Below are 15,157 nucleotides of genomic sequence, written 5' to 3'. Positions count from 1 at the left end.
AGCATTATGTCGCAAGCGTTTGACGTAGCGGTACTTGGCGCAACTGGTTTAGTGGGCCAAACCATGATTGAACTATTAGAAGAGCGAGACTTTCCGGTAAACCGTTTGTATCCGCTTGCCAGTAAACGTTCAGCTGGTAGTACTGTATCGTTTAAAGGCGAAGACATTGAAGTATTAGATGCTGATGACTTCGACTGGTCATTAGTGCAATTAGGTTTTTTCTCAGCCGGTGGAAGTATCTCAGCAAAATTTGCTCCGCTAGCGGCAGAAGAAGGCTGTATTGTTATCGACAATACTTCAGAGTTTCGTTACGAGCCAGATATACCACTTGTGGTGCCAGAAGTTAACGCCCATGCTCTGGCAGAGTTTCGCAATAGAAACATTATTGCGAACCCAAATTGCTCAACCATTCAAATGTTGGTCGCACTTAAACCTATTCAAGACGCGGTTGGTATTGACCGTATTAACGTATGCACATACCAGTCAGTTTCTGGTGCAGGTAAAGAAGCCATGGAAGAACTGGCTAAACAAACCGCAGGTTTGCTAAACGCACGTGAAGTAAAGCCAAAATCGTTTAGTCGCCAAATTGCCTTTAATGTCATACCTCAAATCGACGTATTCCAAGACAACGACTACACCAAAGAAGAAATGAAAATGCTGTGGGAAACCCAAAAAATCATGGGCGATCAAAGTATTTTGGTAAACGCGACGGCTGTGCGCGTGCCGGTTTTCTACGGACATGCTGAGGCCATTCACCTTGAAACGCGTACGCCAATAGATGCGCAGCATGTTAAAGAGCTTTTAGCCGATGCGCCAGGCGTAACAGTTTACGACGGCAATGAGCAATTCCCAACGCAAGTAAGCAGTGCTAGCGGCAACGACATTGTGCATGTAGGGCGTATCAGGAATGATATTACTCACCCTTGTGGCTTAAATTTGTGGGTGGTCTCTGACAACATCCGCAAAGGTGCAGCGACAAACAGCATTCAAATTGCTGAGACACTCATTCGCGATTACCTGTAAAGGTTTTAGCAGAGGTTCTGCTTTTGTTTAATCGGATAAGCACAGGAAAAGGTAAACATTTTTCTGTGCTTGCCGATACGCAATGAAAGGGCGGTTTTTGTTGCAATGAGGCAGCACTATTCAACGGGATAGAAACACAGCACTCGAAGCTACTGAATGACGCTTTTAGTGAAAATTTGAACATTAGAGTGCTCCAATACTACTGTCTAACTAGATCACCCTTAATAACTGGTTTATAGTTTGTAAAGTTAGGAATAGAACAACGTTAAAAACAATACTCAGTCAGACACTTAGGCGAAGGGTAAGAACTCTAAAAAGCGCAAATAAATCTTACTGCTAAGTTCAAAAAGACTGTAAAACGCTGGCTTGATTATTAATGGTTTCAAGGTGGCTTAAGAATAAAAATAAAAGCCAATATTTTCTTCCGTATTGATTGGCTACAAAATCCGCCCATACGTCTCGGGTGGTAAAGACGCTTGAGGGCATATAGGACTGCTATGAAATTGCATTTGACGGGCTTACTTTTACTAACACTTTGTTTGTCTGGCCCTATTATCACTGTTGATGCACAAGAACGCGCTACCTTCTTAAAAGGTCCCAAAGACGCAACTGATCAGTATTCCGGCCTGGAATATGGGCCCATCGACGCCAACGATACCCTATGGCGCATTGCTGAGCGCTATCGCCAAAACAATAACCTGAGCGTATATCAGGTTATGACTGCTATCTACGAACTCAATCCCAACGCGTTTGAAAATGGCAACTTAAACTTGTTAGTAGATGGCGCGGTTTTGAAGCTGCCGTCTGAGCGTTATATTGCCAGAATCGACAAACAAAAAGCACAAATGCGAGCTGAGCAAGACGATAGGGCATTCGCTGAAGCACTTAACAAGCCCGGCAGCAGCATAAAGAATATTAAGCCCGCTTCGCCTTTAGTTAATCAACAAGACCTCACTCAAACTCAAACTGACATTGAGCAAAAGATCACTCGTTTAGATCAGGAACAAACCCGTCAGTTTGATGAATTACGTATGCAATTTGCTGCCTCGCTAGAAAACGTTGAGGCAATCTTAAACGAAAATAGACGCTTGTATGAGCGTGTTGAAGCCGTCAATGGTGAGCTTGAAACCTTGCGAGGCCAAGTCGAAGGCGATGTTAAAAGCCAGCTTGATATGCAAGTAGCGCTTCAACAAGAACTGCTCGATATGATTAAAGCCGAGCAGGCTCAGCGCGAAGCCGAAAAACAGTCTTCATTTTTGAGCGCACTTACCAGCCCATTGAGCTTGATCATCGGTTCTGCAATTCTGTCGCTAATGTTGGTAGGTGGCCTAATCATGTGGCTACTTAAACGCAATAGTAAGCCCGAGGAAGCGCCAGCAGCTGGACCCACTATCACAGCTGATAATGATGAAGTTCCGGTGCCAGATGCTGATATTGACGACCTTTCAAGTGCATTAGCACCCGATTTAGATGATAAAGCGGAGTTATCAGATGACGATTTGTTCAACGATGACGACCTGCTTGATGACGTTTTGACCTCTGATTTAGAAGAAAGCTTAGACGATGAATTAGAAACATTTGCCGATCTTGAAGACGACATGTTGGTGCCAGGCGATGACAGCGATGATTTGTTTGAAGCGGGCGCCGATGAGCTCGATCAGAGTGAATTAGATAGCTTGTTTGACGATGATGATCTGTCGGACAAAGTATTAAATGAAAAAGACGAAGATGATCTTGAAGGGTTTGATCTCTCAGGTGATGACGACATCTTTGATGAAGATGCCGAAGAGGATAGCGAGCAAGAGGCAGCGGCTACAGAGGAAATTGCAACAGAAGATGACGATGATTTTGATATTGATGACTTGCTTGACGATGTGCAAAGCCAAGATGTCGAAAAGTCGGAAAGTGTTGAGTCGGATGAATCCGATGACGTAGACCCTGATGATATATTAGCTGAGGTTAACGGGGCAGCCGATTCTGAAAACGTTGATGAAGATGATATTGACGCGCTGCTTGCAAGCTCAGCTGATTCGGTGCCTGACACGGAAGAAGAGGAAGAAAGTTCTGCATCTCTGCCGAATATAGAAGATGAAGACGACAAGCCAGAAATAAGCATTGACGATTTGCTTGAAGAGCATGGTGTTGATGCTGGTCTTACCGACGAGCTCGACAGCAACGACGACCTTATCAATGAAGACATGCTGAGTAAGCTTGATGACGAGATAAATCAGCAAAACAAAGAAATAGATAAAATCACCGACGACTTGCTTAACGAAATAGAGCAAATTGAAATGATGGGTGGTTTAGGCGAAGAGGATGATGAAGACGAAGATGATTTCGAAGATGAGATAACTACATCGTCACCTTCACCTTCACCTCAGTCAATCCAAAGCCTTGACGCCATTACTGATGATTTAGATGAAATTGTCACAGACGAGATAGAAACTGACGCTGATTTCAGTGACCCGCTATCCGACGACCTTATTGCTGAGCTTCAAGCGGAGGATGATTATTCGGAAGAGACTTCAGCTGATGAAGAGCCTTCAGCTGATCAAGAATCGCAAGAGGTAAGTGATTCGGTATTAGATGAGTTTGAAGAACGAGGTGAAGGCACTTCAAATGAACCACCTTCTCAAACAGAAGACGAAGGCGACTTTGATGACCCATTTACCGACGAGTTGCTCGCGGAGCTTGAAGCTGAGCTGGAGGGCGAACCAGAAGTTAGTCCAAACGCTGAGCCTGAAGCTTACGATGAAGATTCAGACCTTACGGTTTCTGACAACGAAGAAAGTGAAGATGATTTAAGCGATCCGCTTACTGATGAGCTTCTTGCTGAATTGGAAGCTGAGGAGTCAAAAAGTAGTGCTGATGTAGATCAGCTTACAGACGAACTGCTTTCTGAACTTGAATCTGAAGGTGATACAGACGCGGAACTTGATGCTGATGGTGAAACCTCTGCGCAACCTGAAGAAGCAGAGCCAGAGCTGGAAGAGCAGCCAGAATTGGGCACTGAGGTAGAGGCTGAGCAAGATAACGATATAGATTCAGAACAAGATCCTATGTTAGAAGCAGAGCTTGAATCTCAGCCTGAGCTTGAAGCAGAACTAGAGTTTGATACTGAATCAGAAGAACCAGTTTTAGCACAAGAAGAAGTGGGCGAGACAGAGGCCGACGCTGATACCAAGCTTGATGATGCTGAGCTAGAGCTAGAAGAGCAGCCAGAATTGGGCACTGAGGTAGAGGCTGAGCAAGATGACGATATAGATTCAGAACTAGATCCTATATTAAAAGCAGAGCTTGAATCTCAGCCTGCGCCTGAAGCAGAACTAGAGTTTGATACTGAATCAGAAGAACCAGTTTTAGCACAAGAAGAAGTTGGCGAGACAGAGGCCGACGCTGATACCAAGCTTGATGATGCTGAGCTAGAGCTAGAAGAGCAGCCAGAATTGGGCACTGAGGTAGAGGCTGAGCAAGATAACGATATAGATTCAGAACAAGATCCTATATTAGAAGCAGAGCTTGAATCTCAGCCTGCGCCTGAAGCAGAACTAGAGTTTGATACTGAATCAGAAGAGCCAGTTTTAGCACAAGAAGAAGTGGGCGAGACAGAGGCCGACGCTGATACCAAGCTTGATGATGCTGAGCTAGAGCTAGAAGAGCAGCCAGAATTGGGCACTGAGGTAGAGGCTGAGCAAGATAACGATATAGATTCAGAACAAGATCCTATATTAGAAGCAGAGCTTGAATCTCAGCCTGCGCCTGAAGCAGAACTAGAGTTCGAAACTGAATCGGGAGAACCGGATTTAGCACAAGAAGAAAAGGTCGAGGCAGAGGCCGACGCTGATACCAAGCTTGATGATAATGCAGAGCCAGAGCCAGAGCCAGAGTTAGAACCAGAGTTAGAACCAGAGCAGATCGCTGAAGAAGAGCCGGAATTTGAACTCGAAAGTGCCGAAGATGAGCCTGAAGGCGATTCCGACAACCCATTAGACGACGCTATTGAAGCGTTCGAAAAACAAATGATGGACGATATTCCTTCTTTCGGTGAGATGGAGCCTTCGGCGGACGAAAAGCTCTCTGCTGACGAAGAGCTATCAACAGACGATGTCTATATAGACGAACCAGAACCATCAGCAGAAAAAGACAGTGACGAGTATGACGATAGTCTTTTGGATGCAGCATTCGATGAGATAGACAGTTTTGAACTTGAGCAAGAAGTCGACGGCGTTGAGCAAAATAACCAGCAACCCGAAGACTCAGGCGCTGCTGAAAACTTTAGTTCAGCCGAAGAACCAGGCTCAAACGAAAGTGACTCAGACAATAGCAAAGAACAAGAATTCAACGAACTTGATGACGTGCCCGGCCTTGACGATTGGTTGTCTGGCTCCGATGAAAATGATGCCGTCGACGACAATGAGATACTCGATGACTTAGACAGCGCAGAGTTTGATGAGCTTCTTCAGAGCCTTGAGTCAGACGATGCCGTGGATGCGAGCGTCATTGAAAATGAAGGAATACATGAGTCAGCAGAGTCTTCGGCCGACAGTAATGAAGACACCTTCGAACTCGAGCAGGAAGAAGATGGCGAGGCTACGTTTGGGTTGGAAGAAAGTGTCGATGACAGTCTTGAACCAACGGAAAGTCTTGAACCAGCGGAAAGTGACGATACCTTCGAGCTGGAAGAAGACAATGAAACTTTTTCATTAGACGATGGCGATGAGCTAGAGTCTGAGCAGATTGATAACGAAGAAGATACTTTTGAGCTTGAAGAAGACGACCTCGATATTCCAGATGATGTGGACTTAGATATCGCCACGCCTACGGAAATTGAAGAGGACCAGCAGGATGTAGAAAAAGCAGAGCCTGAAAAGGAACAAGAGGAAGAGCTGAAGCTTGATAATCCTGACTTAGATTTGGCTGCTTTACTTAGCGACGTCGATGCTGATGGTGAGTCTCCAACATCTTCCGAAGACTTCCTTGACGTAGAAGCGCTGATGGACGATGGCGACGATTCAGATGCCACTGATCCAGATAGTCAAGCGCTAGATCTTGACGTGAGTTTATCTGACTTTACTGGTGTATCTGACGATGACACGGTAATTGATATTGATAAAGATGCAGGGCAAAACGCCAATTTAGACTTGGCTCGTGCGTACATCGAAATGGAAGACGTAGATGCTGCAAAAGAATTACTTGAAGAAGTAATGAAAGAAGGCAGTGAAGAGCAAAAGCAGGAAGCAGCGTCGATTTTTGAGAAAATTGTTTAACGAGATTTTAAATGCGAGCTTAAACTTGCGTTGATATTCGTATTGAGCGGTCTGTATGTTAAAGATATACAGGCCGCTTTTGTTTTCATTGGCATGCGTTTATTTGTCGAGCTGCGATAGGTTTTGCCTATAAGCGGCATTGCATGTTGCAAGTGACATGACTACACTTAGCGGCTTTTCAGAAACAGGGTAATATAGATATGGGGCGAATTGCCTTAGGGATTGAATACGACGGTGCCGCTGTTTACGGTTGGCAACGCCAACGGGAGGTACCAAGTGTTCAAGAGCATCTTGAAAAGGCACTTTCGACAGTAGCCAACCAACCTATTGAAGTGCAATGCGCAGGACGCACCGACGCTGGTGTGCACGCGACTGGACAAGTGGTTCACTTCAGTTGTGACGCTCCACGGTCAGAACGCGCATGGACGCTTGGGGTTAACGCTAATCTTCCAAATTCTGTTGCTGTTACTTGGGCGAAGAACGTAAGTGATGATTTTCATGCGCGTTTTTCAGCTACCCACCGCCGCTATCGCTACGTTATCCATAATGCAAAAATGCGCCCAGCAATTTTGAACTCGGGCGTTACCCACATTCATCGTGAATTAGACGAGAAGAAAATGCACCTTGCCGCCCAAGCGCTATTGGGTGAACAGGACTTTACTTCGTTTCGCGCAGCGTTGTGCCAAAGTAAAACCCCGTTTCGAAACGTGACCGATGTAAGTGTGTATCGCCAAGGCCGCTATGTGATTATTGATATTCGTGCCAATGCGTTCTTGCATCACATGGTTCGCAATATCACTGGCGCGCTTGTTGAAATTGGGGCAGGAGAGCAAGATGTAAATTGGATTGCTCACCTGTTAAGCTTAAAAGACAGGAGCAAATCGGCAGCCACAGCGAAGCCAAATGGTCTGTACTTGGTAGACGTAACTTACCCTGAAGAACATAACCTGCCTAAAGGGCCTATGGGGCCACTGTTTTTGCCAGATTGCACATAGCATTGTCGATATATACAAGGAAGCAGTGTGACCAGGTTTCAATTTTTACCACAAATTTTGGGTTTGTTACTGTGTTTAACGGCATTAGAGTGCGGTGCCGATATAAAAGCTAAAACTCCCAGTGTACGTTTCGCGGTTAACACACCAGGCTCTGCCCCTTATTTATATTATGATGAGAACTCAAAACGCTATGAAGGCATAGTTGTAGACTTTTTTAACTCGGATGAACTATCAAGACACTTTCGTATCGTTTATTTAGACTCGAATCGTGCTAGAAGCGAAGATTTATTAAAGTCGTCATCAATAGATTTGTTTTTATCTTCTGAAAGTTGGATAAGTAAACCGAACGACTTTTTGTTTAGTGAAGAGCTGATAAAGCACGACAGCTATATCTATTCAGCTTCAAGTTTCGAAGGGCCGTTTGTACCCGAGGCAAACTTATCCTCTAGTATTTGTACTAGGTACGGCTTTACTTACCCCATTTTACAGCAGTTTTTTGAGAGAAAAGAAAACAATATTCAGAGGGTTGACTCAAGCAGTCAATTTACAATGACTATGATGATGTCGAAAGGGCGTTGTGACTTTGCGATAATGAATGAACACAACGCGCGTGCTGTTATGTTTAATAAGGTGTTTTGTTCTTCAGAATTTTATCAATCACCTAACATCGTTAGTCGGGCTCGTTTAGTGTTTGTTATTCGTTCTGATTTAAACTCCCTTAAAAATAAAATAGATACTGCACTGACGCATTTTGTCGAAAGCGGACAAAGGCAAAAATCGCTAGAACGTCACTCAGGTGTTAACCATTTCCCAAAAGTTAAATGTCACGGTGCTCGGTGAAACCAGCATGCTATAAATCTCGCCAGTGATAATTTAGCAAAAGCTAACAGCGGTAAGCACTACTTGTGTCGATTGCCAACTTCTAAGACCAGTTTTGTTTTTTCCATTTCGTTGTATTGTGGTCTAATAGCGCGCTATATTAGGTAGCTGTTCTGTTGTGTTACGCATTTTTTCTTTGTAATACAGTATGAAACTTAAAAATTTAATGTGTTGTTGACCTCAAGTATGAACAAACATTAATCGTCATGGTCGGCAAACAAAAACAAAGGATTCAATTTCCATGAGCTGGATTCAAAAAATTCTTCCTCGCACGCAAACATCAACCAAAGGTAATGTGCCAGAAGGTATCTGGACAAAGTGTGGTTCTTGCCAAGCTGTTCTGTATAAGAGCGAGCTGGAAAAACTTCAGGAAGTTTGCCCTAAGTGCGACCATCATATGCGTATTACTGCACGCCGTCGCATTGATGCGTTCTTAGACGATGGCGATCGCGTTGAGTTAGGTGCAGAACACGAACCGCAAGACGTACTTAAGTTTAAAGATTCTAAACGCTACAAAGACCGTATTGTTGCTGCACAAAAGTCGACTAACGAAAAAGATGCGCTAGTGGTAATGCAGGGCAAGCTAAAAGGTATGCCTGTAGTCGTTGCATGTTTTGAATTTGCGTTTATGGGCGGCTCAATGGCGTCAGTCGTAGGTGCACGTTTTGTTGCCGCCGTTAATGCATGTTTAGAACATGATATGCCGCTTATTTGCTTCAGTGCAAGTGGTGGTGCGCGTATGCAAGAAGCGCTTATGTCACTAATGCAAATGGCTAAGACGTCGGCTGCGCTTGCTAAGATGAGCAAAAAAGGTTTGCCTTATATTAGTGTGCTTACCGACCCTACAATGGGTGGTGTATCTGCGAGTTTGGCAATGCTTGGCGATGTTAACGTGGCCGAGCCAAAGGCGCTTATCGGCTTCGCGGGCCCTCGCGTAATAGAGCAGACAGTAAGAGAAAAACTGCCGGAAGGTTTCCAGCGCAGTGAATTCCTTGTTGAGAAAGGCGCAATTGACATGATCATTGACCGCAGAGATATGCGTGATAGATTACACAGCCTGTTGGTTAAGTTGCATTATAAGAATTAGTGAATAACGAAAACAATTTAAAACCTGGCTCAGTGCCAAATACAGGAGGCGCCCCCGTGCCTTCTGCTTCGCAAAAAAGCCTGAGTCAGTGGTTATCCTACCTAGAATCTATTCATCCTAGCGCCATCGATATGGGGCTAGACAGAGTGAAAGAAGTGGCTAACGCCATGGCATTATCGCTCAGTCAGTCGCTGGTTATTACCGTCGCAGGGACAAATGGGAAAGGCACAACTTGCCGCTTGCTTGAACAAGCCATGTTATCGCAAGGCAAAAGTGTTGCGGTATACAGCTCGCCTCATTTGACTGATTACCGTGAACGAGTGCGTTATAACGGCGAATTACCGCCTGCCAGTGAATTCGTCGATGCTTTTGAGTTTGTTGAAAGCGCGCGAAAGAGCACGGGTGGCGAACCCATTACCCTGACTTACTTTGAGTTCGGTACACTGGCTGCAATGAAAATGATGCAGTCATGGGCGGTCGATGTAGTTATTCTTGAAGTTGGCTTAGGCGGTCGTCTAGATGCCACCAATATTATTGACCCGAACCTTGCTGTTATTACAACTATCGATCTTGACCATCAAGATTGGCTTGGTAATACCCGCGAAAAAATTGCTCGGGAAAAAGCGGGCATTATGCGCAAAAACGGCAATGCAGTGGTTGGTGAGCTGTTTCCTCCATCATCGCTTTACGATGTGGCAAACGAACTACAAGCTAATGTACGTTGGGCTACACAGGACTTCGTCACAGTCGTAGCAGGTGATTACAGCGAGTGGAGCTGGAAAGGAAAGAGTAACAGCTACGCGTCGCTACCTTACCCTAAAATTCCACTTCAAAATGCGAGTACAGCGTTGGCCGCGCTGGAGCTACTAGATTTGCTGCCCGAAGAAAGTGTGGTTAGGGACATTATCGAAAATACCACTATGCCGGGTCGCCAACAAACTATTAGTGAATCGCCTCTTGTTGTCGTAGATGTTGCTCACAATCCACAAGCTACTTCTGCCATGCAAGAATGGCTAAACCGTTACGATGTTAGCCAAATGCGCGTTGTTGTGGGTATGCTTAAAGATAAGTCTATTGCTGAAACCTTGGCACCACTTTCCGGTCTTAACGCCAAGTGGTACTTAGCTTCAACAAGTGGACCGCGGGGTTGCAATGCAGAAGTACTTGAAAATGCACTTGTTAATGCCGGCACAACCATAGAGAATATAGATACGTTTCAAGACGTGACTTCAGCATATCAACGTGCGCTTGCAGATTATCAAACTGGTGAACTTATTCTCGTTTTTGGTTCTTTTGTTACCGTTGCAGACGTGCTTGCTGAGCAAAACTAACGCGCGCATTGTAGGTAAAACCGTGTATTCAAGCAGGAGAGCACAGTGACATCGGCATTAAAGAATAGACTGGTGGGGACAATTATTGTTGTCGCCCTAGCGGTTATCTTTTTACCAGACTTTCTTGATGGCAAAAAGCAAACGAACAGAGAGCCTTTTGTCTCTGTTCCTGCAAACCCGCCTAAAAAGCCCATCGTAGAGCCTGAATCTTTTCCATCAGAGCGGGTAGCGAAAGCTGCGGTTCCTGCTGTCGAAATTGAGGATGAAACAGCGTTAGATGAAGAGCTGGTTGCTTCAAGTACAGGTAACAGCGAGAATACTGACGAAGCTACAGCCGCTAAAGCGCCAGTGCCAAAAGCCTTTGAAGAAGAGGACAAGTTAGCGAGCCAAACGGTTGTTGAAACGAAAAGTGCCTCTGCAGATGACGATTCAGGCTGGGTTATTCAGCTTGGCAGCTTTCGTCATGAAAAAAACGTAAAGGCATTGCTGGCAAAGCTTGAAAAGGCAGGATATCGCGCGTTTAGTCGCAAAATTCAAACTAGCTCCGGCCCGCTCAACAAAGTCTTTGTTGGCCCTGATTTAGATAAGAAAAAACTGGAATCGGCGCTACCACATTTAAAAGAGCTAACGAAACTTAAAGGTAAAGTCACCACGTTCAAAGTTGAGTAAAGTGTATTCATTGCATTTTGAACAACGTTTACTGACAGGGGAGTGATAGGGATTGCATTACAGACTAGTAATATTTCTATCTTCTGTTAGAATGCGCGCCATCTCGCCAAAGGCTCGTTGCTTCACCATAAAAAGCAACATCAACGCAATAAAGAGACGATGAACTGGGTAGACTTTTCCATACTGGGTATCATTGCGGTATCTACCTTAATAAGCCTTATTAGAGGGTTTGTTAAAGAAGCCATCTCGTTAGTGGTTTGGTTTGCTGCACTCTTTATTTCAAGTAATTTCTATGCTGACCTCGCCATTTACTTCACAGCCATTGATGATCCTTATTTGAAAAATGGCGCTGCAATTGCTGCGCTGTTTGTGACAACGCTCATTCTGGGCGGCATGATCAATTATGTTATTAGTCAGCTGGTACAGGCAACGGGGTTGTCTGGTACCGATAGAGTCCTAGGTATAGTTTTCGGTGCACTGCGTGGCGTGCTTATTGTTAGCGCATTGCTCTTTTTTATGGACACCTTTACTGGTGCAGCCTCCTCTAATTGGTGGCAAGCATCGGTACTCATACCAGAGTTTGGTGTCATCATTGAGTGGTTTTTCAGTTATGTGAAAGACTCCTCCAGTTTCTTAAATCCCGCTTGAAATAGGTAACGCACATGTGTGGTATAGTCGGAATAGTTGGTAAAACACCCGTAGCTCAGTCACTGTACGACGGTCTAACGGTTATTCAGCACCGTGGGCAGGATGCTGCAGGAATTATGACTATCGACCAAAATATGTTTAATTTGCGCAAAGCGAATGGCTTGGTTCGAGATGTTTTCCATACGCGTCATATGAAGAGGCTGTCCGGCAACATGGGTATTGGCCATGTTCGCTATCCTACCGCGGGTACATCAAGCTCTGCAGAGGCGCAACCGTTTTATGTGAACTCGCCGTTTGGTATTGCCTTTGCTCATAACGGCAACCTTACCAACGCCCATGAGCTACAGGAAGAAGTGTTCCGCATTGCACGCCGCCACATCAACACCACCTCAGATTCAGAATTATTACTTAATATTCTTGCTCACGAACTGCAGCAGGTAGCGGGTTTAAGCGTAAGCGCCGAACACATTTTTGAAGTGGTAACGAAAGTTCATAAGAAAATTCGTGGTGCCTACGCAGTCGTTGCGGCCATCATCGGCCAAGGTATTGTAGCGTTTCGAGATCCCCACGGCATTCGACCGCTTGCACTGGGTAAGCGCATGAGCGAGCTGGGTGAAGAGTGGATGGTAGCGTCTGAAAGCGTTGCACTTGATGCTGTTGGCTTCCAGTTTGTTCGCGATGTTATGCCTGGTGAAGCGGTATTTATTACCGAAGAAGGCCAGCTGCATACAAGACAGTGTGCAGAGAACCCTGTCACATCACCCTGTATTTTCGAGTTCGTTTATTTTGCTCGCCCAGATAGCTTTATCGACGGTATCTCTGTTTATGCGTCTCGCGTAAACATGGGCCGTAAGCTAGGTGAAAAAATTAAGCGCGAATGGGCAGACCTTGATATCGACGTGGTGATCCCTATCCCTGAAACGTCGATGGATGTAGCGCTGCAAATCGCTAATACACTTGAACTACCTTATCGTCAGGGATTTGTTAAAAATCGCTATATTGGCAGAACCTTTATCATGCCTGGCCAAACCATGCGTAAAAAGTCAGTGCGTCGTAAACTAAACGCCATCTCTTCTGAATTTAGAGGCAAGAGTGTATTACTTGTTGACGATTCTATTGTGCGCGGTACAACGTCGGGTCAGATCATTGAAATGGCCCGAGAGTCTGGCGCTAAAAAAGTGTACTTTGCGTCGGCGGCACCGGAAATTCGCTTCCCCAATGTATATGGTATTGATATGCCATCAGCTAATGAGTTGATTGCATACGGGCGTGAAATTGACCAAATTGCAGAGCTTATTCAAGCTGATGGCCTTATCTTCCAGGACATTTCAGACTTGGTTGAAGCCGTGCGCGAAGAGAATGATACGATTCAGCGTTTTGAAACATCAGTATTCGACGGTAATTATATCACTGCCGATATTAATCAAGAGTATCTTGAGCGCATTGATATGTCACGGGGTGAGGCAGCAAGAAAAGCACCTGTGGTGCAAGCTGAACTGAGTAATCTTGATGTACATAACATTGATGCCGCTGATTAGCACTTTTGAAATAAGTTGATAGTGAACGAAAAAGCCGCTTTTAAAGCGGCTTTTCATTATCCTATTTTGTGTTGAGCTAGGGCGTTAGTGCACGAACACTGGCCCGCCAGTTAACCCCCACACTAATACCGAACCTGTCATTAGAATAACCAGTAAAACCAGCCCGCACGTTACTACCGAACTTGAGTAAATGAAGCCTTTGTCTTCTGGCATATGCATCAAAATAGGTACGCCGGAATAAAGTAGATAAACCGAGTAGCTAATACCCACTAGCAGCGCCGTCATCACTACCCATAGTTCAGGGTAAAGACCGGCAAAGCCGACCATGAACAGCGGTGTTGCAGTGTAAGCCGCAAGTTCTAGTGACTGTGTATACGTTGGCGTTGCATCGAACGCTTTTGCCAACTCATGAATTAACACTGCCAGCGCTACAACACCGGCAATTAAGCCAAAGTACATGCCGATACCCATCATAATGGCGGTATTCTCGCTTAGTCGTATTATGTCTCCAGCACCAATACTCCACCCTGTATGCGCACTAGAATAATAGGCTACAAGGGAGGGGATAAGTGCAATAAAAGCAATGTGTGTAAGCGCGTAAAAATAGGTTTCGTGCTTGGTATCAATGGTTTGCCATTCTTCTCTTGGGTGGGTGTAAATTCCAATTAGATGATTCAAAATCATAAAGTCCTGCCTTATTCACCAACGTTATTATTTTAAAGAATATTGTTGTGAGGCAGGGTAAACACACGGACAAACCGTAAAATCAGATAACACGAACACGAACACGAACACGACGCAAAGCGTCAAACACTGCCATTAACAATATGTTTACAAGCTGAGTGTGCAGCAGAAAGGCAAAGCCGTCAATATAAATTGCTTAATTTATAGGCGGCTCTAAGTATCAGTTAAATTGAGGGGCGCCAGAATGAAAACGCAGTTCCTCGTCGTCACTTTCAATAAGTGATTTTTCGACGCTTCCGAAGTGGGCGATGCGCTCTGATATATCGGATTTAGCGATTTGCTCGGCAAGAGTAAGGTAATCTTCAAAATGTCTGGCTTCTGAACGTAGCAAAGATACATAAAATTTGCCAAGATTTTCGGAAACATAAGGGGCGAGTTTAGCAAAACGCTCGCATGAGCGGGCTTCAATATAAGCGCCACAAATAAGCTTATCAACCAGCTTTTCAGGCTCGTAAGTGCGAACGTGACGTAGCAGTCCATTCGCATAGCGGCTTGATGTCACCGATTTATATTCAAAGCCTAACTCGTGCATAATTTCTAGCACTTGGTAAAAATGATGAAGCTCTTCTTTAATCAGCATCACCATCTTATCTAGCATGTCTTTTTTAAAGGGGTCTAGCCCTTTAGTGTTAAATACATTCTTGGACAGATGCTTAGTATTGAGCGATTGCCAATCGCCTTCATGGCGATAAGTAAAGTTTTCGTAAGGCTTCAACCAGCCTAGCAAAACTTTGCTGGTTTCCTCATTAGCCACATAGCGACGAAGTAGGTACATGGCCGACTGGGCTGCTTTAAGCTCACAAATTAAGTGATCGGTGAGAATAATGCGGAGATTTTCTTCTTTCTGCGCTTCATCTATCCACGACTGTGGCGTCTCGCAATGTAAAAAATCATTGACGGGTAAAAGCAAAGACGTGACTTCAGAAGAAGATATTACAGACATGTTGAAACTCGGTTTTAAGTGCTACGATTTTTC

At 44.8% G+C, this 15,157-nt stretch carries 11 protein-coding genes; 9 read left to right on the top strand and 2 right to left on the bottom strand.

Features of this window, described 5'->3' with window-relative positions; genetic code table 11:
* Positions 1–6 precede the first annotated feature (6 nt).
* The 9 genes from ACYX4M_RS18655 (at position 7) to purF (ending at position 13,437) form a co-directional block, all read left to right on the top strand.
* The gene (locus tag ACYX4M_RS18655; RefSeq protein WP_476081262.1) at positions 7–1,023 is read left to right on the top strand and encodes an aspartate-semialdehyde dehydrogenase; all 1,017 of its coding nucleotides are present in this window, start codon (positions 7–9) and stop codon (positions 1,021–1,023) included.
* A gap of 497 nt (positions 1,024–1,520) precedes the next feature.
* Entirely contained in the window at positions 1,521–6,290 is a 4,770-nt protein-coding gene (locus ACYX4M_RS18650; RefSeq protein WP_476081261.1) for a FimV/HubP family polar landmark protein, read from the top strand.
* Positions 6,291–6,490: 200 nt separating this feature from the next.
* Positions 6,491–7,285, top strand: a complete 795-nt coding sequence (gene truA / locus ACYX4M_RS18645) for a tRNA pseudouridine(38-40) synthase TruA (protein WP_476081260.1) — start codon at positions 6,491–6,493, stop codon at positions 7,283–7,285.
* A gap of 27 nt (positions 7,286–7,312) precedes the next feature.
* On the top strand, positions 7,313–8,125 hold the full coding sequence (locus ACYX4M_RS18640; RefSeq protein ID WP_476081259.1) for a substrate-binding periplasmic protein: 813 nt from the start codon (positions 7,313–7,315) through the stop codon (positions 8,123–8,125).
* 280 nt (positions 8,126–8,405) lie between these two features.
* The gene (gene accD / locus ACYX4M_RS18635) at positions 8,406–9,251 is read left to right on the top strand and encodes an acetyl-CoA carboxylase, carboxyltransferase subunit beta (protein WP_476081258.1); all 846 of its coding nucleotides are present in this window, start codon (positions 8,406–8,408) and stop codon (positions 9,249–9,251) included.
* A complete protein-coding gene (folC, locus tag ACYX4M_RS18630; RefSeq protein WP_476081257.1) occupies positions 9,251–10,582 on the top strand; it encodes a bifunctional tetrahydrofolate synthase/dihydrofolate synthase in 1,332 nt (443 codons plus the stop codon). Before accD ends, folC begins: the two co-directional genes overlap by 1 nt.
* A 45-nt stretch (positions 10,583–10,627) precedes the next feature.
* Positions 10,628–11,251: an SPOR domain-containing protein gene (locus ACYX4M_RS18625; RefSeq protein ID WP_476081256.1), complete on the top strand. Its 624-nt coding sequence runs from the start codon at positions 10,628–10,630 to the stop codon at positions 11,249–11,251.
* 159 nt (positions 11,252–11,410) lie between these two features.
* A complete protein-coding gene (locus tag ACYX4M_RS18620; protein WP_334059451.1) occupies positions 11,411–11,899 on the top strand; it encodes a CvpA family protein in 489 nt (162 codons plus the stop codon).
* 14 nt (positions 11,900–11,913) lie between these two features.
* Positions 11,914–13,437, top strand: coding sequence for an amidophosphoribosyltransferase (purF, locus tag ACYX4M_RS18615; protein ID WP_476081255.1), 1,524 nt, complete (start codon positions 11,914–11,916; stop codon positions 13,435–13,437).
* 84 nt (positions 13,438–13,521) lie between these two features.
* Here purF and ACYX4M_RS18610 read toward each other — a convergent pair whose 3' ends face one another.
* Together ACYX4M_RS18610 and miaE are read right to left on the bottom strand one after the other, a co-directional pair.
* Positions 13,522–14,121, bottom strand: coding sequence for a Yip1 family protein (locus tag ACYX4M_RS18610; protein ID WP_105929391.1), 600 nt, complete (start codon positions 14,119–14,121; stop codon positions 13,522–13,524).
* Between the two features lie 220 nt (positions 14,122–14,341).
* Positions 14,342–15,124, bottom strand: coding sequence for a tRNA isopentenyl-2-thiomethyl-A-37 hydroxylase MiaE (miaE, locus tag ACYX4M_RS18605; protein ID WP_476081254.1), 783 nt, complete (start codon positions 15,122–15,124; stop codon positions 14,342–14,344).
* Between the last annotated feature and the right edge of the window lie 33 nt (positions 15,125–15,157).

Source organism: Alteromonas sp. ABV4_150 (assembly GCF_056311745.1).
This window is presented reverse-complemented; position numbering and strand designations above follow the sequence as displayed.